General features: G+C 72.6%; 19 protein-coding genes. 13 read left to right on the forward strand and 6 right to left on the reverse strand.

What is annotated here, in order from left to right; genetic code table 11:
• The first annotated feature begins 11 nt into the window (after positions 1–11).
• The gene (locus M2302_RS18060; RefSeq protein ID WP_280839039.1) at positions 12–809 is read left to right on the forward strand and encodes a hypothetical protein; all 798 of its coding nucleotides are present in this window, start codon (positions 12–14) and stop codon (positions 807–809) included.
• 117 nt (positions 810–926) lie between these two features.
• Here the strand turns inward: M2302_RS18060 and corA are convergent, their stop codons facing one another.
• The 3 genes from corA to M2302_RS18075 form a co-directional block, all read right to left on the reverse strand.
• Positions 927–2,075 carry a magnesium/cobalt transporter CorA gene (gene corA, locus M2302_RS18065; RefSeq protein ID WP_280839040.1) on the reverse strand — a complete coding sequence of 383 codons (1,149 nt, stop codon included), beginning with the start codon at positions 2,073–2,075 and terminating at the stop codon, positions 927–929.
• A 420-nt stretch (positions 2,076–2,495) separates the two neighbouring features.
• Positions 2,496–3,590, reverse strand: a complete 1,095-nt coding sequence (locus M2302_RS18070; RefSeq protein ID WP_280839041.1) for a PLP-dependent aminotransferase family protein — start codon at positions 3,588–3,590, stop codon at positions 2,496–2,498.
• 166 nt (positions 3,591–3,756) lie between these two features.
• On the reverse strand, positions 3,757–4,146 hold the full coding sequence (locus tag M2302_RS18075) for a CBS domain-containing protein (RefSeq protein ID WP_280839042.1): 390 nt from the start codon (positions 4,144–4,146) through the stop codon (positions 3,757–3,759).
• 115 nt (positions 4,147–4,261) lie between these two features.
• On the opposite strand from M2302_RS18075, the gene M2302_RS18080 reads away from it, so the two are divergent.
• The 5 genes from M2302_RS18080 (at position 4,262) to M2302_RS18100 (ending at position 7,813) form a co-directional block, all read left to right on the forward strand.
• Positions 4,262–4,438, forward strand: coding sequence for a hypothetical protein (locus tag M2302_RS18080; protein WP_280839043.1), 177 nt, complete (start codon positions 4,262–4,264; stop codon positions 4,436–4,438).
• Complete coding sequence (locus M2302_RS18085) at positions 4,435–5,205, forward strand: hypothetical protein (RefSeq protein ID WP_280839044.1); 771 nt, start codon at positions 4,435–4,437, stop codon at positions 5,203–5,205. The genes M2302_RS18080 and M2302_RS18085 overlap by 4 nt, the downstream gene beginning before the upstream one ends.
• Before the next feature lie 124 nt (positions 5,206–5,329).
• Positions 5,330–6,061 (forward strand): phosphocholine cytidylyltransferase family protein, encoded by a 732-nt coding sequence (locus tag M2302_RS18090; protein WP_280839045.1) that lies wholly within the window; start codon positions 5,330–5,332, stop codon positions 6,059–6,061.
• On the forward strand, positions 6,049–7,116 hold the full coding sequence (locus M2302_RS18095) for an iron-containing alcohol dehydrogenase family protein (protein ID WP_280839046.1): 1,068 nt from the start codon (positions 6,049–6,051) through the stop codon (positions 7,114–7,116). Before M2302_RS18090 ends, M2302_RS18095 begins: the two co-directional genes overlap by 13 nt.
• Positions 7,091–7,813: a CDP-alcohol phosphatidyltransferase family protein gene (locus tag M2302_RS18100; RefSeq protein ID WP_280839047.1), complete on the forward strand. Its 723-nt coding sequence runs from the start codon at positions 7,091–7,093 to the stop codon at positions 7,811–7,813. The genes M2302_RS18095 and M2302_RS18100 overlap by 26 nt, the downstream gene beginning before the upstream one ends.
• 142 nt (positions 7,814–7,955) lie before the next feature.
• On the opposite strand, the gene M2302_RS18105 is transcribed toward M2302_RS18100, so the two are convergent.
• A complete protein-coding gene (locus tag M2302_RS18105) occupies positions 7,956–9,212 on the reverse strand; it encodes a glycosyltransferase family 4 protein (protein WP_280839048.1) in 1,257 nt (418 codons plus the stop codon).
• 137 nt (positions 9,213–9,349) lie between these two features.
• Between M2302_RS18105 and M2302_RS18110 the strand changes: the two genes are divergently transcribed.
• The 5 genes from M2302_RS18110 (at position 9,350) to M2302_RS18130 (ending at position 14,828) form a co-directional block, all read left to right on the forward strand.
• The gene (locus M2302_RS18110; RefSeq protein WP_280839049.1) at positions 9,350–10,210 is read left to right on the forward strand and encodes a DNA-formamidopyrimidine glycosylase family protein; all 861 of its coding nucleotides are present in this window, start codon (positions 9,350–9,352) and stop codon (positions 10,208–10,210) included.
• Between the two features lie 268 nt (positions 10,211–10,478).
• Positions 10,479–12,050, forward strand: a complete 1,572-nt coding sequence (locus M2302_RS18115; protein WP_280839115.1) for a sugar transferase — start codon at positions 10,479–10,481, stop codon at positions 12,048–12,050.
• A 67-nt stretch (positions 12,051–12,117) separates the two neighbouring features.
• Positions 12,118–13,341 (forward strand): histidine kinase, encoded by a 1,224-nt coding sequence (locus M2302_RS18120; RefSeq protein WP_280839050.1) that lies wholly within the window; start codon positions 12,118–12,120, stop codon positions 13,339–13,341.
• The gene (locus M2302_RS18125; protein WP_088959765.1) at positions 13,338–14,108 is read left to right on the forward strand and encodes a LytTR family DNA-binding domain-containing protein; all 771 of its coding nucleotides are present in this window, start codon (positions 13,338–13,340) and stop codon (positions 14,106–14,108) included. Before M2302_RS18120 ends, M2302_RS18125 begins: the two co-directional genes overlap by 4 nt.
• 69 nt (positions 14,109–14,177) lie before the next feature.
• Positions 14,178–14,828 carry a DUF5701 family protein gene (locus M2302_RS18130; RefSeq protein WP_280839116.1) on the forward strand — a complete coding sequence of 217 codons (651 nt, stop codon included), beginning with the start codon at positions 14,178–14,180 and terminating at the stop codon, positions 14,826–14,828.
• Between the two features lie 111 nt (positions 14,829–14,939).
• On the opposite strand, the gene M2302_RS18135 is transcribed toward M2302_RS18130, so the two are convergent.
• Together M2302_RS18135 and M2302_RS18140 are read right to left on the reverse strand one after the other, a co-directional pair.
• Positions 14,940–17,036, reverse strand: a complete 2,097-nt coding sequence (locus M2302_RS18135) for a hypothetical protein (protein WP_280839051.1) — start codon at positions 17,034–17,036, stop codon at positions 14,940–14,942.
• A gap of 200 nt (positions 17,037–17,236) precedes the next feature.
• Positions 17,237–18,607 (reverse strand): hypothetical protein, encoded by a 1,371-nt coding sequence (locus tag M2302_RS18140; protein ID WP_280839052.1) that lies wholly within the window; start codon positions 18,605–18,607, stop codon positions 17,237–17,239.
• A gap of 234 nt (positions 18,608–18,841) precedes the next feature.
• Between M2302_RS18140 and M2302_RS18145 the strand changes: the two genes are divergently transcribed.
• On the forward strand, positions 18,842–19,255 hold the full coding sequence (locus M2302_RS18145; RefSeq protein WP_280839053.1) for a hypothetical protein: 414 nt from the start codon (positions 18,842–18,844) through the stop codon (positions 19,253–19,255).
• Between the two features lies 1 nt (position 19,256).
• Complete coding sequence (locus M2302_RS18150) at positions 19,257–20,897, forward strand: cation acetate symporter (protein WP_280839054.1); 1,641 nt, start codon at positions 19,257–19,259, stop codon at positions 20,895–20,897.
• The last annotated feature ends 82 nt before the right edge of the window (positions 20,898–20,979 follow it).

Below are 20,979 nucleotides of genomic sequence, written 5' to 3' on the forward strand. Positions count from 1 at the left end.
GAAGGTGGAGGATGACGAAGGAACAACTCCCAGGAGGTGGGACCGTGTTTGGAATCGGGCGGCGCAAGACCCAGGGGCAGCTCGCCAAGGCTGAGCTCAACCAGGGCATCGGTCACCTGAGGCAGGCCGCCACGTACGCGGCGAAGGGTGCCGGCGCCACGGTCGGGCCGCGGGCCGTCATCGCCCGGGACCGGGCGTCCAGCGGTTTCGCGTCGACGGTCGCGGCGCTCGCGCCGCTGGCCCTGGCGGTCCGCAACGCCCAGGCGCAGACGGCGGGCAAGGCCCTCACCGGCCGGAAGGCCGCCGCCACGCAGCCGGCGATGAGCAGGAAGGCCAAGGCCAGGAACCTGAAGGCCGCGAAGAAGAAGCAGAAGAAGAGCGGGTCGATGATGACCGGCCTGCTGGCCGCCGGCGCGGTCGCCGGCGTGGCCGGCGCGATGGCCATGCGCCGCCGCCGCGAGCAGCAGGAGTGGGCGGAGTACGACCCGACGCAGGGCGTGGAGACCGTCCGCGACGAGGTGGACACCCTGGTCGTCGAGACCCCGTCGGCGAACGGAGGCAAGGTGACCGATTCGTCCACGATGTCCAGCGGCGCCGGCACGGCCGGTGGCCCCACCGGCGCGGGCAGCTCGGCGGTGGCCGGTGGCGACAGCGCCTCGACCACCACCCCCGGCACCCAGCCGGTGATCCACGCCAACGACAAGGTTCCCTCGGTCGCCGAGGGCGCCACGGACGTCTCCGGCCGGCCGGCGGACGACCTCAGCAAGGCGCTCGGCAAGAACGGCGCGAAGTCCAGCAGCCGTCGCTGACCAGGCGGATCGCCGGCGGCGCGGGAGGCGACTCCCGCGCCGCCGGCGTGTCCGGGGTCGGTCGCGCGCCCGCCGGCCCGGACCGGCCGCGGTCGGCGTGGATCGCCGGCGTGCGGGTCAGAGCCAGCCGTTGCGGCGGAACCAGCGGTACAGCGCCAGCGAGATGGCGAGCATCAGGGCCAGCACGCCCGGATAGCCGTACGTCCACTTCAGCTCGGGCATGTTCTCGAAGTTCATCCCGTAGACCCCGGCGAACGCGGTCCAGACCGCGGCGATGGCGGCCCAGGCGGCGATCTTGCGCATGTCGTTGTTCTGGTCGACGGTGACCTGCGCCAGTCGCGCCTGGAGGATGGAGTTGAGCAGGTCGTCGTAGGAGTTGACCTGCTCGACGGTGCGGCTGAGGTGGTCCTGCACGTCCCGGAAGTAGCGCCGCACCTCCTGCGGCACCTCCCGGTTGACCTGGGCGGTGAGGGTCAGCAGCGGCCGCTGCAACGGGATCACCGCCCGCTTGAACTCCACCAGCTCCCGCTTCATCTGGTAGATCCGCTGGATCCGGCCGCTGCTCTGCCGGTCGAAGACGTCGGCCTCCAACACGTCCAGGTCGTCCTCGAGCTGGTCGGCCACCTCCAGGTAGAGGTCCACCACCCGGTCGGTGACCGCGTACGCCACCGCCCACGGGCCGTGCAGCAGCAGGTCCCGCTTGGCCTCCAGGTCGGCGCGGACCGGAGCGAGCCGGCAGGCGTCGCCGTGCCGGACGCTGATCAGGAAGTTCGGCCCGATGAAGAGCATCACCTGGCCGGTCTCGACCACCTCGGAGTTCTCGGTCAGCTCCGCGTGCTCGCAGTAGCGGGCGGTGCGCAGCACCAGGAAGGTGACCTCGCCGAAGCGCTCCAGCTTGGGGCGCTGCTGGGCCTTGACCGCGTCCTCGACCGCCAGCTCGTGCAGGCCGTACGTCTCCGCGATGGCGGTCATCTCGGCCAGCTCCGGCTCGTGCAGGCCGAGCCAGACGAAGGCGTTGCGCTCCCCGCGGGCCGCCTCCAGCGCGTCGGCGTAGTGCCACTGGCCGGGCTGGCGTTCCCCGTCGACGTAGAGGCCGCAGTCGACCACGCCGCTGCGCCCGGGCCCGGCCGGGGCCGGGATGCGGGGGGAACCGTCGGCGTTGAGGATGCGGGACATCGCCCGGACCGGCGCCGTCCAGGCGCGGGGGCTGAGCACCCGCCCGGTGTGCTGGTTCGTCGACCGCTCCCGCTGGACCCGGTCCGTCATGGCGTCCCCCTCCCCACGCTGCTGCGGCTTGCAGGCTACGCCCCCGCCGGCCGCGCTGCCCCGCGCCGGCCGGCGGCCGGCGGCCGGCAGCTTCGGTGATCACGCGGGTGTGCTGCCGATACGCCCGGCCGGACGGAATCCGCCGCCACCGGCGCAAGATCACGAAGGGGTGGCGCCGGGTGGGCCGCGCCGCGTTCAGGGGGGTGAGGGGGCGACGCGGCCCACCCGGCGCCGGTGGGGGCGGGGGGTGATGCTGGGCGGCGTCGCGCGTACGAGCGGCGCGACCGGTTGGTCCGGCCGCGCGTGGGCAGGTGAGCGACGCTCGCAGCATTGTGAGCCGCCGGCCGGCCCGAGGGTGCCCCGGGCCGGCCGGCATCGCCAGACTGTCGGAAACCCGACAGATGTTCAGCCCCGGACTATTCAGCCCCGGACGGCGGCCACGGCCTCCGCCAGCCGGCGGACGCCCTCGTCGATCCGGTCCGCGGTGACGGCGGAGAAGGCCAGCCGGAGCGCGTGCTGCCCGCCGTCGACCATGAAGTCGCTGCCCTTGACCACGGCGACGCCCCGCTCGGCGGCGGCCGGGGCGAGCCGGGCCACGTCCACGTCCGCCGGGAACTCCACCCAGAGGAAGTAGCCGCCGTCCGGCTCGACGAAGCTGGCCTCGGGGAGGTGCCGGCGCAGCGACTCGGCAAGCACCTGGGCCCGCTCGCCGAGGGCGGTCGACACGGTCTCGATCGACCGCTCGATCTCGCCGGAGACGCAGAACTGGTGCACGATCGCCTCGGAGACCATGCCGGGCGAGATGTAGAGGCTGGTCGCCTTCTTGGCGATGTCGGCGATCAGGTCCGCCGACCCGACCAGGTAGCCGACCCGGACGCCCGGGCAGACCGTCTTGGTGAAGCTGGAGGCGTGCACCACCACGTTGCGGGTGTCCAGCGAGAGCATCGACGGCAGCGCCTCGCCCCGGAACCGGATGTCGGCGTACGGGTCGTCCTCGAAGATCGTGAACTCGTACTCGACGGCCAGGTCGAGCAGCTCGCGGCGCTTCTCCAGGGAGAGCGTCACGCCGGCCGGGTTCTGGTAGTTCGGGATGACGTGCGCCAGCCGGGGCCGCACCCCGGACTCCAGCAGCTTGCGCAGCTCGGCGGTGTCGAGGCCGTCCGGCTGGATCGAGACACCGTGGATCTCGCCGCCCATCCGCTGGAGGTTGAGCAGGGTCCGGTCGTACGTGGGACGCTCCACCACCACCGCGTCACCGCGGCGGACCAGGTGGTCGAAGAGGAACGCGTCCGCCTGGAGCGAGCCGTTGGTGATCAGCACCTGATCCGCCTCGACGCCGTGCTTCTCGGCGATCCACTTCCGCAGGGGTGGGTACCCGACGGAGGTGCCGTACGCCGTGATCCCGGCGGGGTCGGCGTCGAAGGCACGGACGGCGGCTGCCTTGAGACCCTCGACATCGACGATGTCCAGCGAGGGAGCTCCACGGGCGAACGAGATCAGCTGCTCGGCGGTCATGCGCACGAGCCTAGGGCCTGTCCCGGCCGGTCCGACCGGCATACACGCCAAGTTCAACATGCGGGCAGATGATCGACCGACGGACGTGAGCGGGACTCTCGTCGACGGGGGAGTTCGGGCCGGTCAGGGGCCGCCGCGACAGGTGCGGACGACCCCCGGCCGGGACTCAGCCCACGGTGAGCCGCTGCTGCGACCAGACCCGCATGAGGTCGCGCACAGAGATCACCCCGGCCACCTCCCGGCCGTCGAACACCACCAGGTGGCGGAAGCCGCCCCGGGCCATCGCCGCGGCCGCCTCCTCCACCGTCCAATCCAGACCGGCGTAGACGACGTCCCAGCTCACGTGCGCCCTGGTGCGTTCCACATCGCAGTCCAGCCCGGCCCCGATCGCGTTGAGCACGTCCCGTTCAGTCATGATCCCGACCCCTTCGGAGTCGGGGTCGATCACCACCGCCGAGCCGACCCGGCGGGCCGACATCATCTGGGCGGCCTGCCGGAGCGTGTGCTCCGGACCCACCATGAGCACCTCGTTGGACATAGCTTCCCGAACCTGCATCACGCATCACCCCTTTGGGACGGCGGCACCCGGTACCCACATGGTGGGCCCAGGTGGCAGACCGGGACAAGACCGGGCATCGGCGCGACCGACGCCCGCTCGCTACTGTCGGCACGTGCCCACCGAGCCTCTCCGCTGCGCCGGCGCGCTGATCGTGGACGACGACGGCCGCCTCTTCACTCAGCGCCGATCTCCCGAGCGGAGCCTTTTTCCCAATGCCTGGGACATCGGCGGCGGCTATCTGGAACTGAGCGAGACCGCCTTCGCCGCGCCGCGGTCGATCGGTCGGTGAACTCCGCCGTCGAGCTGGCGCCGCACCGGTTCGCCGGGCTGGTCGCCCCGGCGATCGACCGGACCTTCGTCGCCGGCATGCTCGCCGGCCGCGACGGCGGCGGCGCCGAGCTGAGCCAGCGGTACGGCGGTCCGGCCGCCACCGGCTTCCTGGTCGAGTTCCGCACCCGGCTCGCCGCGCCGGGCGGCACGGTCGACGGGGCGGGCTTCGCCGCCGTCACCCGCTACCGGGATCCGGCCACCTGCCAGCGGGCCCTGGACAAACAGGTGGCGCACGGGATGATCGTCCGCCGGCCCGACGGCGGCTTCGCCGCCACCGAGCGGGGCACCGACTTCCTCACCGAGATCTACCAGGTGCACGGCGAGGTCACCGAGGAGCTGTGGGCCGGGCACGACGACCGGGTGCTGCGCCTGGTCGAGGCGTTCGGCCGGCTGCTGGCGTACGGGCTGCTGCTCGCCGGGGAGCCCGACGCCGAGCCGATGCCCGCGTTCGCCACCATGGCCCCGCCGTACGAGCCGGACGGCACGCCGCCCGGGGTGCTCCTGCTGAACCGGCTCGGCACGCTGCGTTACCGCCGGGCCGACGCGCACGCCGCCGCGTGGACCGCCGCCGGGCACACCGCGTCGAGCATCAGCGAGCTGCCGGAGGGGCCGGAACGCCGGGCGATCGAGCTGGAGACCGACCGCCGCGCGGCTGGCCCGTACGCGGCGCTCACCGCCGAGGAGCGGCTCGCGGTGCTGGCCGACCTGGCCGCCCTGCCCGGCTGAGAGGGTGCCGGGAACCCCGCGGCGAGGTTCCCGACAACCTCTCTGGCCCCGGTTGGCGGCAGCCCCACCGTCACGCGGGGCTATCCTCCACGGTGACCTGGAGTCGTACGAGGGAGGACCCCGCATGATCGGGATGGTGCTCGCGGCCGGTGCGGGGCGCCGACTGCGCCCGTACACCGACACCCTGCCCAAGGCGCTGGTGCCGGTGGACGGTGAGACCACCATCCTGGACATCGCGCTGGGCAACCTCGCCGAGGTCGGGCTCACCGAGATCGTGATCGTGGTCGGGTACGCCGCCGACGCGGTCGTCGAGCGCCAGGCGGCGCTGGAGGAGCGCTACGGCGTCCGGCTCACCCTCGTGCACAACGACAAGGCCGAGGAGTGGAACAACGCGTACTCGCTCTGGCTGGCGCGGGAGCACTTCGCCCGGGGCGTGCTGCTGGTCAACGGCGACACCGTGCACCCGGTGAGCGTGGAGAAGACGCTGCTCGCCGAGCGCGGGCCGGGCATCCTGCTGGCGATCGACAACATCAAGGCGCTGGCCGAGGAGGAGATGAAGACCACCTTCGACGCCGCCGGCCAGCTCACCCGGATCACCAAGATCATGGACCCGGGCGAGGCGTACGGCGAGTACATCGGCGCGACGCTGATCGAGCCGCAGGTGGCCGACGCCCTCGCCGACGCGCTGGAGGCGACCTGGCGGCGTGACCCCAACCTCTACTACGAGGACGGCTACCAGGAGTTCGCCGACCGGGGCGGCGAGGTGCGCGCGGCGCCGATCGGGGACGTCTCCTGGGTCGAGGTCGACAACCACGCCGACCTGGCCCGGGCGCGGGAGATCGCGTGCCGCTACTAGCTCGTACGGTGCTGACCCCGCTGCACATCGACGTGCGGCGCGGGGCGGTGGCCGACCTCGCCGCGATCCTCGCCGACGGGCGGATCTCCGCCGGGGGCGACGTGGCGGTGGTGGTGGGGCCGGGGCAGGGCGAGCAGATCGCCGAGCTGATCCGGCCGTCGCTGCGATCGGCCGACGTGTTCACCGTCGCCGGTGGCACGCTCGACTCCGCCGACGACCTGGGCAGCAAGCTCCGCGCCCGCTCGTACGACGCGGTGGTCGGCATCGGTGGCGGCAAGACGATAGACGTCGCCAAGTACGCCGCCACCCGGCGCGGACTTCCCATGGTCACCGTGGCCACCAGCCTGGCCAACGACGGGATCGCCTCCCCGGTCGCCAGCCTGGTCAGCGAGGGGATCAAGGGCTCCTACGGCGTACACATCCCGATCGCGGTCATCGTCGACCTGGACTTCGTGGAGAGCGGCCCGGAACGGCACAACCGGGCGGGCATCGGCGATGCGGTGAGCAACATCAGCGCGCTGGCCGACTGGGAGCTGGCCCGGCAGGTCCGGGGCGAGCCGGTCGACGGCCTGGCCGCCTCGCTGGCCCGGATGGGCGCCGAGGCGGTACTCAACCACCCGGGCGACATGGCCGACGACGCCTTCGTCACCGTACTCGCCGAGGCGTTGATCTCCAGCGGCCTGGCGATGGCGGTCTGCGGCACCAGCCGGCCGGCCAGCGGTGGCTGCCACGAGATCATGCACGCCGTCGACGCGCTCTTCCCCGGCACCGCCTCGCACGGTGAGCTGGCCGGGCTCGGGGCGCTGTTCTGCACCTGGCTGCGCGGCGACCGGCGGCGCTTCGCCGAGATGTCGGCCTGCCTGGCCCGACATGAGCTGCCCCGGCTCCCCGCCGACGTCGGGTTGACCGACGACCAGTTCGTCGAGGCGGTGCAGTTCGCGCCCTCCACCCGGCCGGACCGCTACACCATCCTCGAACACCTGGCGATGTCACCTACCGAGACGCGGGAGCGGCTGGCAGACTACGCCGGTGCATTCCGCGACCACTGTGGCTGAGCCCCGTCCCACCGTTGCCGACTTCCACCGGGTCAACCGGGGCGGCGGCCTGTTCAGCGAGTCGCTCAGCCAGTGGCTCGGCGCGGTCTTCGCGCTGGTCGCCCAGCGCCTCGGGCTGCGCCCGACGGCGTTGACCATCGCCAACCTGGTGCTCGGGCTGGCCACCTCGGTGGCCGTGGTGGCGCTCGCCGACCGGGTCGCCGCCGGCGACGTACCGGCCTGGGTGGTCGGGTTGGTCGCGCTGGTCGGCTGGCAGGTCGCGTACTCGCTGGACTGCGCCGACGGTCAGCTGGCCCGGGTCACCGGGCAGGGCAGCGCGGCGGGCGCCCGGGTGGACGTGCTCTGCGACGTGGCAGCCCAGATCGCGCTGGTGGCCGCCCTGGCGGCGACCGCCGTGGCGCAGCGGCCGGAGACGCCGACCTGGCTGGTCGCGGTCTTCGCCGGCACCTGGATGGTCAACCTGGTGACCTCGGTGATGCAGGCCGGCCCGAACGCCGCCAGCATGGTCACCTCGACCTCGCTGCCGGTACGCCTGGTGAAGCTGGTCCGCGACTACGGCGCGGTGATCTTCGTGGCCGCGCTCGTCCTGATGCTCGCCCCGGCCCTCACCTACTGGGTGATCATCGCCTTCACGATCGTCAACGGCGGCTTCCTCCTGGCCAGCATCACCTTCTCCGCCCGCGCCTCCCTCCGCTGACCCTCGCGCCCCCACACGCCCCGCCCCCGCCTCCTCGCCGCCTTCCCTGGCCGTACTTTCAGAGAAAGCGTGGCTATCCGAGCCGGAATAGCCACGCTTTCTGCGAAAGTGCACGCGAAAAGCCGGCGAGAGGCGGGTGGGGTCAGGGGCGGGTGACGGAGGCGTAGATGTCTAGGAGGCGCTTGGTGACGACGTCGGGATGGAAGGTCTGCTCGTAGCGGAGCCGGGCCGGCTGGGACAGCGCGGCGGCACCGGCCCGGGCGACCGGGAGGGCGGCGGCCATCGCGGCCGGCTCCGGCGGGACCACCCAGCCGGCGGTGCCGGTCACCACGCCGGCGGGCAGCGGCGCGAGGCCCCCGCCGGGGACCGCGGAGGCGATCTCCGCCGACCCGGTGCCGGCCGGCTCCCGGGGACCGTCCGCCCCGACCAGGAACGGGATCCCGCCGAGCGCGGTGCCGAGCACCGGCCGCCCGCTGGCCAGCGCCTCGATGATCACGGTCGGCAGGACGTCGTGCCACATCGACGCGGCGATCACCACCGCGCTCGCCTCGACCGCGGCGCGTACCCCGGCCCGGTCGAGCTGGCCCAGGTAGACCACGTCGGCGCGCTCCGCGGCGGCCGCCTCGACCAACGGGCGCAGCTCGCCGTCGCCGGCGACGCGCAGCGTGCCCAGCGTGCCCACCGGATGCCGGCGCCACGCCTCCAGCAGCAGGCCGAGGCCCTTCTCCGGGGTGAGCCGCGCCATGTAGAGGAACCCGTCGCCGAGCGGGGCGGGCCGGCCCGGGTCGGGCACGGAGTTGGGCTTGACCACGATTCGCTCGTCCGGGATGCCGTAGTCCCGCAGGTGGTCGGCGATCGCCGAGGTCAGCGCGATGAACCGGTCGACCGAGCGCCAGGTGCCCCGGTGCACGGCCAGGGTGGTCGCCATCAGGGCGCTCTGCGCCCGGGAGTTGCGGTAGCAGCGGTGCACGACAGCCGGCACGCCGAGCGCCCGGCCCTTGCAGTCCTGGCAGATCATGCCGTCCCGGAAGTAGATGCCGGAGGAGCAGACCTGCCGGTAGTTGTGCACCGTCTGCACCACCGGCACGCCGTGCCGGTGTGCGGTCCGCACCACCCAGGGCGAGATCAGCGGGTACGGGTTGTGCAGGTGCAGCACGTCGGGGCGGTGCGTGGTCAGCAGCCGGGACAGGTCCTCCTGGGCGCGCGGGGCCCAGATCGGGGAGATCGGCAGCAGGGCCTTGGCCGCCTTCGACATCGACGGGATCTCGTCCGAGCTGCGGATGAACGGCAGCACCTCGACACCGGCGTCGGTCAGCTGGGCGATCTCCGAGTCGACGATCGTGTTCTCGCCGGAGGGCTGGGCTTCCCGGTACCGGTTGTGCGCCACCACGATTCTCACGGAGCTCGCCTTTCGTTCGCGACTGTGTCGCTCTCTGCTCGCGACTGCGGGGCTCGCAACGCTCGCTCCTCGCACTCGCGGCGGGGACTCGCAAGCTCGTTCCTCGCGCTCACGGGAAAGAAGGCTACCGTTGGAACGTGCCCGAACTACCGGAGGTGGAGGCGCTCGCGGGTTACCTGCGTGAGCGCGCGGTGGGGCGGCGGGTCGACCGGGTCGAGGTCGCCGCGATCAGCGCCCTGAAGACGTACGACCCGGCGCCCTCGGCGCTGTCGGGCCGGGCGGTGGTGGACGCCCGCCGGCACGGCAAGTTCCTCGACGTGGTGGTCGACGGCGGCCTGCACCTGGTGGTGCACCTGGCCCGGGCGGGCTGGCTGCACTACCGGGAGGCGTTCCCGTCCACCACCCCGCTGCGCCCCGGCAAGGGCCCGATCGCCCTGCGGGTCCGCCTCGACGACGGCTCCGGCTTCGACCTGACCGAGGCGGGCACCCAGAAGAAGCTGGCCGTGTACCTGGTGACCGATCCGGCGCAGGTGCCCGGGGTGGCGAAGCTGGGGCCGGACGCGCTCGGCGCCGACCTGCCCACCTTCGCCGAGCGGCTGCGCAGCCGGCGGGGCCAGGTCAAGGGGGTGCTGACCGACCAGGCGGTGCTCTCCGGGGTCGGCAACGCATACTCCGACGAGATCCTGCACGCGGCGAAGCTCTCGCCGTTCGCGATCACCGACCGGCTCACCGACGACCAGCTGGCCGCGCTGCACGCGGCGACCCGGGCGGTGCTCGGCGACGCGGTCCGCCGCTCGCTGGGTCAGCGGGCGGCGGAGCTGAAGGGCGAGAAGCGCTCCGGTCTGAAGGTGCACGCCCGGACCGGCCTGCCCTGTCCGGTCTGTGGCGACACGGTGCGGGAGGTGTCCTTCGCCGATTCGAGCCTCCAGTACTGCCCGACCTGTCAGACCGGCGGAAAGCCCCTCGCTGACCGTCGGTTGTCCCGGCTCGTACGGTGAGTAATGACACTCGGCGATTACGGAGAGGAATCGTCCCGGGCGCGTGGAAGCTGCCCGTCCGCGCCTCTACCGGGGCCGCCATCCATCGGTATAGTGGCTCGGTCCCCGGCTTCGAAAACTGACGTGGAGCCGGCCGGATCCCTGCTGGCAACGCCAGGCGCAATGTCCTTCGGGTCAGCGTCCGGCCCACTGGCAGCGTGGGAGACTGGAACGGTGGGCGACCTGCGCCCCTCACCGCGAGTGAGCGGCGCGTGTCATGCGGGAGGACATGGGTGAGGTGACGACAAGCCTCCAGCGCCCGGTAACCAACACAGGCCGGAGCAAACTCGTGCGGCACGTCGACAGCTTCGAGATCCAGCCGCCGACACCGCCGTCGCACAACGGCGTCCCCCGGTCGGGGTGGGCGAGGGCCCGTCGCCGAGTGTCGCGCTGGCACCGCCCGTACACGATCGCCCTGCTCCTGCTCGACTTCGGGGCCGCGGCGCTGGCGAGCTTCCTCGCCATCCAGATCTTCGACCAGGCGGCCTCCGGCTTCTACGGGGTGAAAGAGGACCCGACCTGGTTCTACACGGTCGCCTTCGGCCTGCTGCCGCTCGGCTGGGTGGTCATCCTCTGGGGCAACCGCGCCTACGACCGGCGCTACCTGGGTCTGGGCCCGGACGAGTTCAAGCGGGTGATCCGGGGCGGTGTCGCGGTCGCCGCGACGGTCTCCTTCATCGCCTTCGCCACCGTGACGCAGCTTTCCCGCTGGACGGTCGGTTTCGCCCTGCTCGGGGCACTGATCCTGATCCTCGTCGAGCGGATGGCGGCCCGCGCCCTGTTGCACGCCGTCCGCCGCCGGGCCGGCCACGCCGGGCACCGGATGGTGCTGGTGGGCACGCTCCCGGAGGCGCTGGAGGTCTACACGGCGGTCACCCGCAACCCGGGCGCCGGCCTGGTGCCGGTCGCCATCCACATCACCGACGGGTACGCCGCCGCCCGGGGCATCGAGACCCCGGTGCCGGTGTACGCCGGCCGGGACGTCCTCGCCCTGGTCCGCGAGGTCGGCGGCGACACCATCGCAGTCTGCGGCTCGGCCAGCGCCGAGCCGGGTGAGCTGCGCCGGCTGGCCTGGCAGTTGGAGGGCTCTGGCGTCGACCTGGTGGTCGCCCCGCAGCTGACCGACATCGCCGGCCCCCGGGTGCACATTCGCCCGATCGAGGGCCTGCCGCTGCTGCACGTCGAGGAGCCGACCCTGTCGGGCCCGGCGCTGCTGATGAAGAGCCTGATGGACCGGGTCGCCGCCGGGCTGGGCCTGCTGTTGCTCGCTCCGCTCTTCGCGACCATCGCCCTCGCCATCCGGATCTCCGACCCCGGGCCGGTCTTCTTCCGGCAGCCCCGGGTCGGCCACGAGGGCCGCACCTTCCGGGTCTGGAAGTTCCGGACCATGTACGTCGACGCCGAGGATCGGCTGGCCGGCCTGGTCGACCAGAACGAGACCGACGGCATGCTGTTCAAGATGAAGCAGGACCCCCGGGTCTTCGCGGTGGGCCGCTTCCTGCGCGCCTCCTCGCTGGACGAGCTGCCCCAGTTGATCAACGTGCTGTGGGGGGAGATGTCGCTGGTCGGGCCGCGTCCGCTGCCCGCCGACGACGGCGACTTCCTGGGCGACGTGCGGCGCCGGCTGCTGGTCCGGCCGGGCATGACCGGGCTGTGGCAGGTCTCCGGCCGCTCCGACCTCTCCTGGGACGAGGCGGTCCGACTGGACCTCTACTACGTCGACAACTGGTCGCTGGCGTACGACCTGAGCATCCTGTGGCGGACGGTGGGCGTGGTGCTGGCCCGCAAGGGCGCCTACTAGCGGCTCGGCCGCCGGAGATGCCCGGCCGGGGCTTGGCGTGGCGGCCGGCAGCGGCAAGGATCGCTGCGTGGATGGCAACCTCTCCGCCGTCGTCGGCGTCGTCTCGCTGGTCACGGCCCTGGCCGCCGCGCTCTGGGCGGTGCTGCGGCTGCGCGGCCGGCGGGGCATCGCCACCGCCACCCAGCGGGCCACCTACGAGGTGCTGCACACTGCCGGCCTGGCCGCCGAACCGCTGCGTACCGGCCTGACCCCGGCGGGCGCGGCGAAGGCCGTACGTCACCTGCGGACCCTGGTGGGGGCGGTCGGGCTGGCGCTCACCGACTCCGACGCGCTGCTCGCCCTCGACGGGCGCGGCGGCCACCACGGCGACCAGCTGCTCGCGGCGGCCCGGCGGACGGTGGAGGCGGGCCGGTCGACGGTGCTCGGCGAGTCGGAGTTGCACTGCGACCGGGTCGACTGCCCGGTACGCGGGGCGGTGCTGGCGCCGCTGAGCGTGCAGGGCCGGGTGGTCGGGGCGCTGGTGGCGGTCGCCGACGCCCCACCCGCGCCCGGGCTGGTGCAGGCCACCCTGGAGACCGCGCACTGGGCCGGCAACCAGCTCGCCCTGGCCGAGCTGGACTCGTCCCGGGAACGGCTGGCCCGGGCGGAGATCCGGGCGCTGCGCGCCCAGATCAGCCCGCACTTCATCTACAACGCGCTGACCGCGATCGGCTCGTTCGTCCGCACCGACCCGGAGCGGGCCCGGGAGCTGATCCTGGAGTTCGCCGAGTTCACCCGCTACTCGTTCCGGGCGCACGGCGAGTTCACCACGCTGGCCGAGGAGCTGCGCTCGATCGACCGCTACCTGACCATCGAGCGGGCCCGGTTCGGCGACCGGTTGCAGGTGCGGTTGCAGATCGCCCCGGAGGTGCTGCCGGTTACGCTGCCGTTCCTCTGCCTCCAGCCGCTGGTGGAGAACGCCGTACGGCACGGGTTGTCCCGCAAGCCCGGCACCGGCATGGTGAGCATCGAGGCCCGGGACGCGGGCGCCGAGTGTCACATCACGGTGGAGGACGACGGAGTGGGCATGGATCCGGCCACGCTGACCGCGGGGATCGCGGAGCTGGCCCGCGCCGGCAGCGACCCGACCGACGACACCGGCCAGCACGTCGGCCTCTCCAACGTCGACGAGCGGCTCCGGTCGGTCTTCGGGGACCGGTTCGGCCTGGTCGTCGAGACCGGTCCCGGCTCGGGTACGAAGGTGAGCCTGCGGGTGCCGAAGTTCCATCCCGGCGTACGGGCGGGATCGTGACCGTGAACGCGACGGCGGGGTTCCTGCGGGTGCTGGCGGTCGACGACGAGCCGCCGGCGCTGGACGAGCTGGCGTACCACCTGCGGGCCGATCCCCGGGTGGCCCGGCTGCACACGGCGGGCGACGCGACCGAGGCGCTGCGGGTGCTCCGCGACGCCGACGTGGACGTGGTCTTCCTGGACATCCGGATGCCCGGCCTGGACGGGATGGAGCTGGCCCGGGTGCTGCGCCGGTTCGCCCGGCCGCCGGCGATCGTCTTCGTCACCGCGTACGACGACGGCGCGGTGGACGCCTTCGACCTCGGGGCCACCGACTACGTCCGCAAGCCGGTACGCGCCGACCGGCTGGCCGAGTCGCTGCGCCGGGTGATCGGCTCCCGGGTGGTGCCGTCGCACCCGGCGGCCCTGGCCCGGGCCGAGGAGGACCCGACCATCCCGATCGAGCTGGCCGGGACGACCCGGATGCTGCCCCGGTCGGCGGTGCGCTGGGTGGAGGCGCAGGGCGACTACGCCCGGCTGCACACCGCCGACGGCTCGCACCTGGTCCGGGTGTCGCTGGCGACGCTCGCCGAGCGTTGGGCGGACGCCGGGTTCGTCCGGATCCACCGGTCGCACCTGGTGCAGCTGAAGCTGATCGCCGAGCTGCGCCTGGTCAACTCCGGCTACGTGGTGGTGATCGACGGGACGGAACTGCCGGTGAGCCGGCGGCACACCCGGGAGTTGAAGGACAAGCTGGTGCGGGCGGCCAAGCAGGACTGGAATCGTTGAGCGGGAATAATCCCGGAAGCCCGTACACTGTACGGTAGGCCCTACGACAACGGGAGGCCAACCGTGCCAATGTTCGACCCCGCCATTGAGTTCGACCGCCAGCTCGACGGGCTGATCCGCCTGGGCTACCCGGAGCTCGCCGGGCGCACCGAAACCGCGTTCCGCGACCTGGTCACCCCGCTGCGGGACGCCGCGGTCAGCGGCGCGGCCGGGCTGCCCGCCCCGACCGAGGCTCGGGTGCCGTTCCTGCTGGTGACCACCCGCGACCTGGTCCCGGTGCCCGACCGGCTGGTGCTCACCACGCTGGCCGGTAAGCGCAAGCCCGGCTTCCTCGACCGGAACTTCCCCCAAGACGACCTGCCCCGGTTCGACCCGATCAAGGAACTGGAGGCGCCCGCCGGGCCGGCGTACCTGCTCTTCGACGTCGACCGCGGCGAGGAGTTCCGCAACCTGGCCCCGGCCGCCGCGATGGAGGGCATGACCGCCCAGGACCGGCTGCCGCTCACCATCGACGAGGGGATCGCCTTCATCACCCACTTCCCCGCCGCGCTGGCCAGCAACCGGTGCTTCTCGCTGGTCGGTTCGCGCTGCGGGGACAAGCGGGTGCCGGCGCTCTGGATCAGCCAGGGCGCGCCGAAGCTGGGCTGGTGCTGGTACGGCAACCCGCACACCTGGCTCGGCTCCGCCACCGCCCGCCCGGAACGCGTGGGCCTGGGGTGACCGACCGGGCCGGTACGGGTCGCCCCGCACCGGCCCATGCCGTTCGGCGGGTCCGGCACGCGAAACCCGCAGGGCGTCCCGTGCCGGCAGCGGGACGCCCTGCGGTGTCGGCTACCGCGTGCCCGATCCGGCGATCGCGAATCGCGGGGTGGCGGCGAGCGACCCCGTCGGCTCGCTCGCAGTGGCCGGGTAGAGCCAGAACGAGCCCACCACGTCGGTGACCAGGTGGGTGCTGCCGGCATGGTTGTGCACGTTGAACGCGGCGGACGGGTCGAGGCCGGTGAAGACGGCGTTGGAGACGATCTGCCCCGCCGCCGGGTTCAGGTTGCTGGCGGTCGGCTTCGCCTGTCCGGCAGGCCAGACGGTGATCACCGTGGGTTGGGTGGGCGACACCGCCGTCACGTTGGTCGCCAACGCCCGCGTCGCCTCCCCGACCAGCTCCGGCGGGGTGGTAACGGTAACGGTACGCGTCACCTTCGGGCCCAGCGCCCCCGACGTGCCCAGCCCGGTACGGCTGTCCACGATCCGGGTCGGCGCCACCGGAGTGAAGCGCAGCCCGTCGGGGGCGTTGCCGTCGTCCATCACACCGACCAGGTCGACCACCACGTTGGCGTTCTGCGAGGTGAACACCGCGAACGAGGGCACCGGGTAGTCCGGCCCGCAGTCGGTGCACCACTTCGTCCGGACCACGGCCAGGTTCGGCACCACCTTGCCGGCGCCGTAGTTGACCGTCGACGAGGTCGGCACACTGCCCTCGCCGGACCAGACGGTCAGGAAACCGGACTTCGCGGGCGCCACCGCGGTGACGTTCAGGACCAGGCCCTGCACCCGCCAGCTCAGCTCCTCACCGAAGTCGACGAAGCCCTCCTCGACCCCGCGTGCGGGGATGGGACCGCCGCCGGTGCGGGTGTCGAAGAGCCGTCCCGGGGGCACCGGCTGGTACTGACTTCCGATCCCCCGGGTCGGCTGGACGGCGTTGCTCCCCGCGTAGAAGCCCGCCACGTCGACGACCACGTGGGTCGAGCCGTTACGGTTGTAGATCTTGACGTTGCCGTTCGCCCCCACCTTCACCGTGACGTTGTTGGAGCCGAGCCAGCCCGCCGGGAAGTTGATCGACGAAGCGTTCGGCCGGCTCACGTCGGCCGGGTAGACGGTCAGGAAGCTGCTCGCGGTCGGGCCGGTCACCGTCACGTTCAGCACCACCGCGCCCGCGCCGGCGGCCGGGACGCCGCCCCGGCCGGCGACCTGGAGGTCGACCGTACCGCCCTGGCCGATCGGGCCGGTCCGCCCGCCGAGGCCGGTGCGGGTGTCCATCAGCCGCTGCGGCGTGGCCAGCGGGTAGTACGTGCCGACCGCGCCCCGGAAGCCCTCGGCGTACAACCGCACGCTGCGCCGGCCGAAGCTGCTGTCGTCCGGCAGGACCAGGCTCGCGGTCTGGCCGCCCACCCTGGTGCTGCCGGCGGTCACCGTCACCGTGCAGGTCTCGCCCGGCGGCAGGGTCCGGCCCGAGCAGGTGTCGGCGGTGATCCGGTACGGTGCCGGGTCGTGCCCGCCGAGCGACGCGGTGCCGAAGGTGACCGGGCGGATCCCCTGCGAGGTGAAGGTCTCCGTCCGGCCGACCTCGTCGCCGGCCACCTCGACCTGCCCGAAGTCCAGCGGGCCGCTCGCCACGGCGGCGTTGTAGTCCACGCTGGAGTTCCACCGGATCTCGCCGTCGATGGTGCCGCTGCGGCCCCGGCAGGTGTAGTCGAAGGAGGCGGCGAAGGTGGTCAGCTTCCCGGTTGCCGGGTCACGGACCACCTCCCGGACGGTCAGGGTGCCGTCCGCCAGGCAGCTGCCACCCCGGTCCGACACGTCGAGCCGGGCCTGTTCCCCGGAGAAGTCCGGTGCGGCGGCGTACGTCCGCCCCTGCTGCCAGGTCTGCCCCGCCGGCGGCTGGACGTAGACCTTGATTTCGCTGGTGCCCTCCTCGGCAGTGGGGTCGGCGGAGAGCTGGAAGGCGTCCCCGTAGTGGAGGGTGGGCGTGACGATGGCGTTGCCGCTGTCCCAGACACCCGTGTGGAAGTCCAGGAAGCTGTCCTGGTCACTGCCGTGGACGACCAGGGCGGTGTAGGGCGCGGTGGGCGCGGCCTGGGCGACCGCTGGTGCCACCGCCGACGCACATGCTGCGGCGACGATCACGCCGAGCAGAGGGCGGATTCTGCGCATGAAGAGACACCCTGGGAGAGAGGGGAATGAGGCGGGGTCAGCGTAGGGGCGACGATTGCGGGGCGGCAAGGTGATGCGCCACATCACCTCCATCATCGAGCGATCGGTGGACGTGCTGGTCACCCTGCACCGCCGACCGGTCGCCCGTACGCGAAGGGGCGCCCCGGCCATGGCCGGGGCGCCCTCGATGGTGCGGGTGCTCAGCGGTGGGAGGAGCCCACGATCTGAGGCTGGCTCTTGCCGGCGTCACCGGAGAGCGTGGCCGCCGGAGCGGCCGGGTAGTAGAACGTGCCCACCATGTCGGCCACCAGGTGGGTGCTGCCGCTCAGGTTGTGCACCTTGTACGCCCCGTTCGGCTCGACGATGCTCAGCACCGCGTTGGAGACGACCTGGTTGGCGTACGGGTTCAGGTTGCTGGTGTCCGGCTTCGGGATCTCCGGGATGTCGGCCGGCCACACAGTGATGACCGTGTTGTTGGTCGGCTTCACCGCGGTCACGTTCATGACCGCCACGCCGGTCTCCGGGGTGTAGCCCGGCACCACGGCGCGACGGGTCCCCCCGGCGGGGATGGCACCGACGATGCCCAGGTTGGTGCGGGTGTCCACGATCCGGGTCGGGCTCTTCGGCGCGAAGCGCATGCCCCACTCCGAGAAGCCGTCGTCGACCGCGCCGACCACGTCGACCAGGACGTGCGCTGAGGCCGAGGTGAAGATCTTGAACTTCCGCGAGCCCGGGGTGCACCAGGCGAACGGCTCGGCACCGGTGCACGGGGTGGTCTGGATGAACGCGGTGTTCGGCACGTTGCGGCCGGCGCCGTAGTTCACCGTGGACGCGGTCGGCTTGGCGGTGGCACCCGACCACGCGGTGAGGAAGCCGGCACTCGCCGGCGCCACCGCGGTGAGGTTGGTGACCAGGGTCCGCATGTGCGGGTTGGCCTCCGGCCCGAAGTCCAGCGCGTACTCGAGGGTGGTGCCGGCCGCCGGCTTGCCCTCGGGCTCGGTGCGGGTGTCGAAGTGCCGGGTGGGCTCGTACCACTCGTACTGACCACCGTTGCGGTTGGTCATCGAGTTGTCCTTGGCGTAGTAGCCGACCACGTCGACCACCACGTCGGTGTAACCGTTGCGGTTGTAGACGGAGACCTTGCCGCCCGTACCGAGCTTCACCGTGACGTTGTTGGAGCCCAGCCAGCCCTTGGCGAAGTTGACCGACGAGGCGTCGGGCCGGGTCTCGCCCGCCGGGTAGGCGGTGACGAAGCTGTCCATCGTCGGGCCGGTGATCGTCACGTTGAGCACGACGGCGCCGGCGCCGGCGGCCGGTACGCCACCCCGGCCGGCGACCTGGAGGTCGACCTTGGCCAGCGGGCCGATCTTCGCCTTCGGCGCTCCGAGGCCCGCGCGGGTGTCCATCAGACGGGCCGGGGAGACCTCGTAGTAGGCCCCGGTGGTGTCGGCGAGAGCCGCCGTCACCTGCTGAGGCGCGGCGGCGGGAGCCGCGGATGCCGTACCCGGCACCACGGCCAGTGCACATGCCCCGGCGAGAGTCGCGCCGAGCAGAGTGCGGAATTTGCGCATAGAAACCCCGTGGATGAAGAGGAAACAGGGAATTGCTGCCCCAGCGTAGGGGGCGCGGTCAATACCGGCAAGGACATACCTCGCCACAACACAAGGGGTGAACGCGCGGGGACTTAATGCCGTATTAATGTTCAACTCCATGAGTTGTCCACAGGGGTGAAGCGTTCTCCACAGGTTTTCCACAACCCCGGTGGACACCCTTGACATCCGCGCTGAGCAGGCGAGACTGCCCAGGTGACCGCTGCCCACGATCCGGTACCGGCCCCCCGGGCGCCACAGCCACCCGGGCGGGCGCGCATCGTGCTGGCAGAGGTGTCCCGCCGGGACAGCCGGGCCGAACGCACCCGCGTCGAACTCGCCCAGCAGACCCGGGTCGGCGAGGCGCTGGTCCGGGGTCTGGTCCGGGCGCAGCTGGCGCTCGCGCTGCGGATGAGCCTGGTCGTGCTGATCGGGCTCGGCGGCCTGCCCTGGCTGTTCGCGATCGCGCCGGCCGTCGGGCGGGTCACCGTCTTCGGCGTCAACCTGCCCTGGCTGCTGCTCGGGCTCGCCTCGTTCCCGTTCCTGATCGTGGTGGGCTGGGCGTACGTGCGGCTGGCCGAACGCAACGAGCAGGACTTCACCGACCTGGTCCAGCGGCCGGAGCGCTGAGATGGGCAACGGCTACGTCGTCCCGGCCATCGTGGCGGTCACCCTGGTCACCCTCGGCATCGGCTTCTACGGGCTGCGGCTGGCCCGCACCACCTCCGACTTCCTGGTCGCCTCCCGCGCGGTGAGTCCGACCTGGAACGCCGCCGCGATCGGCGGGGAATACCTGTCGGCCGCCAGCTTCCTCGGCGTGGCCGGGCTGATCCTCAAGTACGGCGTGGACGTGCTCTGGTACCCGGTCGGCTTCGCCGCCGGCTACCTCGCCCTGCTGCTCTTCGTTGCCGCCCCGCTGCGCCGCTCCGGCGCGTTCACCCTGCCCGACTTCTGCGAGCTGCGGCTCGGCTCGCGCCGGTTGCGCACCCTGGCCACCGCTTTCGTGATCTTCATCGGCTGGCTCTACCTGGTGCCGCAGTTGCAGGGCGCCGGGCTGACCCTGGCCACCGTCGCCGGCTCGCCGTACCCGGTGGGGGCGTTGCTGGTCGCCGTCGTGGTGACCACGAACGTGGCGTTCGGCGGGATGCGGGCGATCACCTTCGTCCAGGCCTTCCAGTACTGGTTGAAGCTGACCGCGCTGGCCGTACCGGCGATCTTCCTGGCGTTGCAGTGGCAGGCCGACGCCCGGCCCGCGGTGACCCCGCCCGACGGGCCGGCGTTCCGGACCGCGACCACCGTCGTGGTCGAGCACCGCGCGGAGCTCACCTTCGCCGACGGCACGATCCTCCAGGTACGCCCCGGCGACCGCCTCGACTTCGCCGCCGGCGACCCGGTGCCGGAGGTGTCCGGAGTGGCCACCGACGCGGCCGACTGGCTGCTGCCGGACACCGCCGGGGACGACGATCGCGGCCTCTTCGCCACGTACTCGCTGATCCTGGCCACGTTCCTCGGCACCATGGGGTTGCCGCACGTGCTGGTCCGCTTCTACACCAACCCCGACGGCGCGGCCGCCCGGCGCACCACGCTGGTGGTGCTCGCCCTGGTCGGCGTCTTCTACCTGCTGCCCACCATCTACGGCGTGCTCGGCCGGATCTACACCCCGCAACTGCTGGTCACCGGGCAGACCGACGCGGTGGTGGTGCTGCTGCCCGGGGCCGCGCTCGGCGACGGGACCACCGGCCGGCTGCTCGCCGCGCTGGTCGCGGCGGGCGCGTTCGCGGCCTTCCTCTCCACCTCGTCGGGGCTGCTCACCAGCGTCGCCGGGGTGATCTCCACCGACGTGCTCGGGCGCGGCTCGGTACGCGGCTTCCGGCTGGCCACGGTGATCGCCGGCGGGGTGCCGGCGGTGCTCGCGCTCAACGTCTCCGGGCTGGACGTCTCCCAGGTGGTCGGGCTGGCCTTCGCGGTCGCCGCCTCCAGCTTCTGTCCGCTGCTGGTGCTCGGCATCTGGTGGCGTGGGCTGACCGATCTGGGCGCGGCGGCCGGGGTGCTGGTCGGCGGCGGGGCGGCCGTGGCGGCGGTCCTGGTCACCGTGCTCGGGCCACCGCTGTCCGGCTGGCCGGCCACGCTCATCGCGCAGCCGGCCGCCTGGACGGTGCCGCTCGCCTTCACGGTGATGGTCGCCGTCTCGATGGCGACCCGCCGGCGGGCCCCGGCCGACGTCGGGGCCACCATGCTCCGCCTGCACGCCCCCGAGGCGCTACGGCTGTGACCCCGTCCGTGGCGGTGGTGTGGGCTAGGGGCGGGTACGTCCCGGGGAGGACGCGGGATCATCCTGCGGCCGGAGCTTCGTC

Origin of the sequence: Micromonospora sp. A200, assembly GCF_029893845.1 — a bacterium.
GTDB lineage: Bacteria > Actinomycetota > Actinomycetes > Mycobacteriales > Micromonosporaceae > Micromonospora > Micromonospora purpureochromogenes.

What these genes read in the sequence shown, in the direction of transcription:
- M2302_RS18060 (WP_280839039.1), top strand. Translation starts at nt 12, where the DNA reads ATGACGAAGGAACAACTCCCAGGAGGTGGGACCGTGTTTGGAATCGGG.
- corA (WP_280839040.1), bottom strand. Translation starts at nt 2,075, where the DNA reads ATGACGGACCGGGTCCAGCGGGAGCGGTCGACGAACCAGCACACCGGG.
- M2302_RS18070 (WP_280839041.1), bottom strand. Translation starts at nt 3,590, where the DNA reads ATGACCGCCGAGCAGCTGATCTCGTTCGCCCGTGGAGCTCCCTCGCTG.
- M2302_RS18075 (WP_280839042.1), bottom strand. Translation starts at nt 4,146, where the DNA reads ATGCAGGTTCGGGAAGCTATGTCCAACGAGGTGCTCATGGTGGGTCCG.
- M2302_RS18090 (WP_280839045.1), top strand. Translation starts at nt 5,330, where the DNA reads ATGATCGGGATGGTGCTCGCGGCCGGTGCGGGGCGCCGACTGCGCCCG.
- M2302_RS18115 (WP_280839115.1), top strand. Translation starts at nt 10,479, where the DNA reads ATGGGTGAGGTGACGACAAGCCTCCAGCGCCCGGTAACCAACACAGGC.
- M2302_RS18130 (WP_280839116.1), top strand. Translation starts at nt 14,178, where the DNA reads ATGTTCGACCCCGCCATTGAGTTCGACCGCCAGCTCGACGGGCTGATC.
- M2302_RS18135 (WP_280839051.1), bottom strand. Translation starts at nt 17,036, where the DNA reads ATGCGCAGAATCCGCCCTCTGCTCGGCGTGATCGTCGCCGCAGCATGT.
- M2302_RS18140 (WP_280839052.1), bottom strand. Translation starts at nt 18,607, where the DNA reads ATGCGCAAATTCCGCACTCTGCTCGGCGCGACTCTCGCCGGGGCATGT.
- M2302_RS18150 (WP_280839054.1), top strand. Translation starts at nt 19,257, where the DNA reads ATGGGCAACGGCTACGTCGTCCCGGCCATCGTGGCGGTCACCCTGGTC.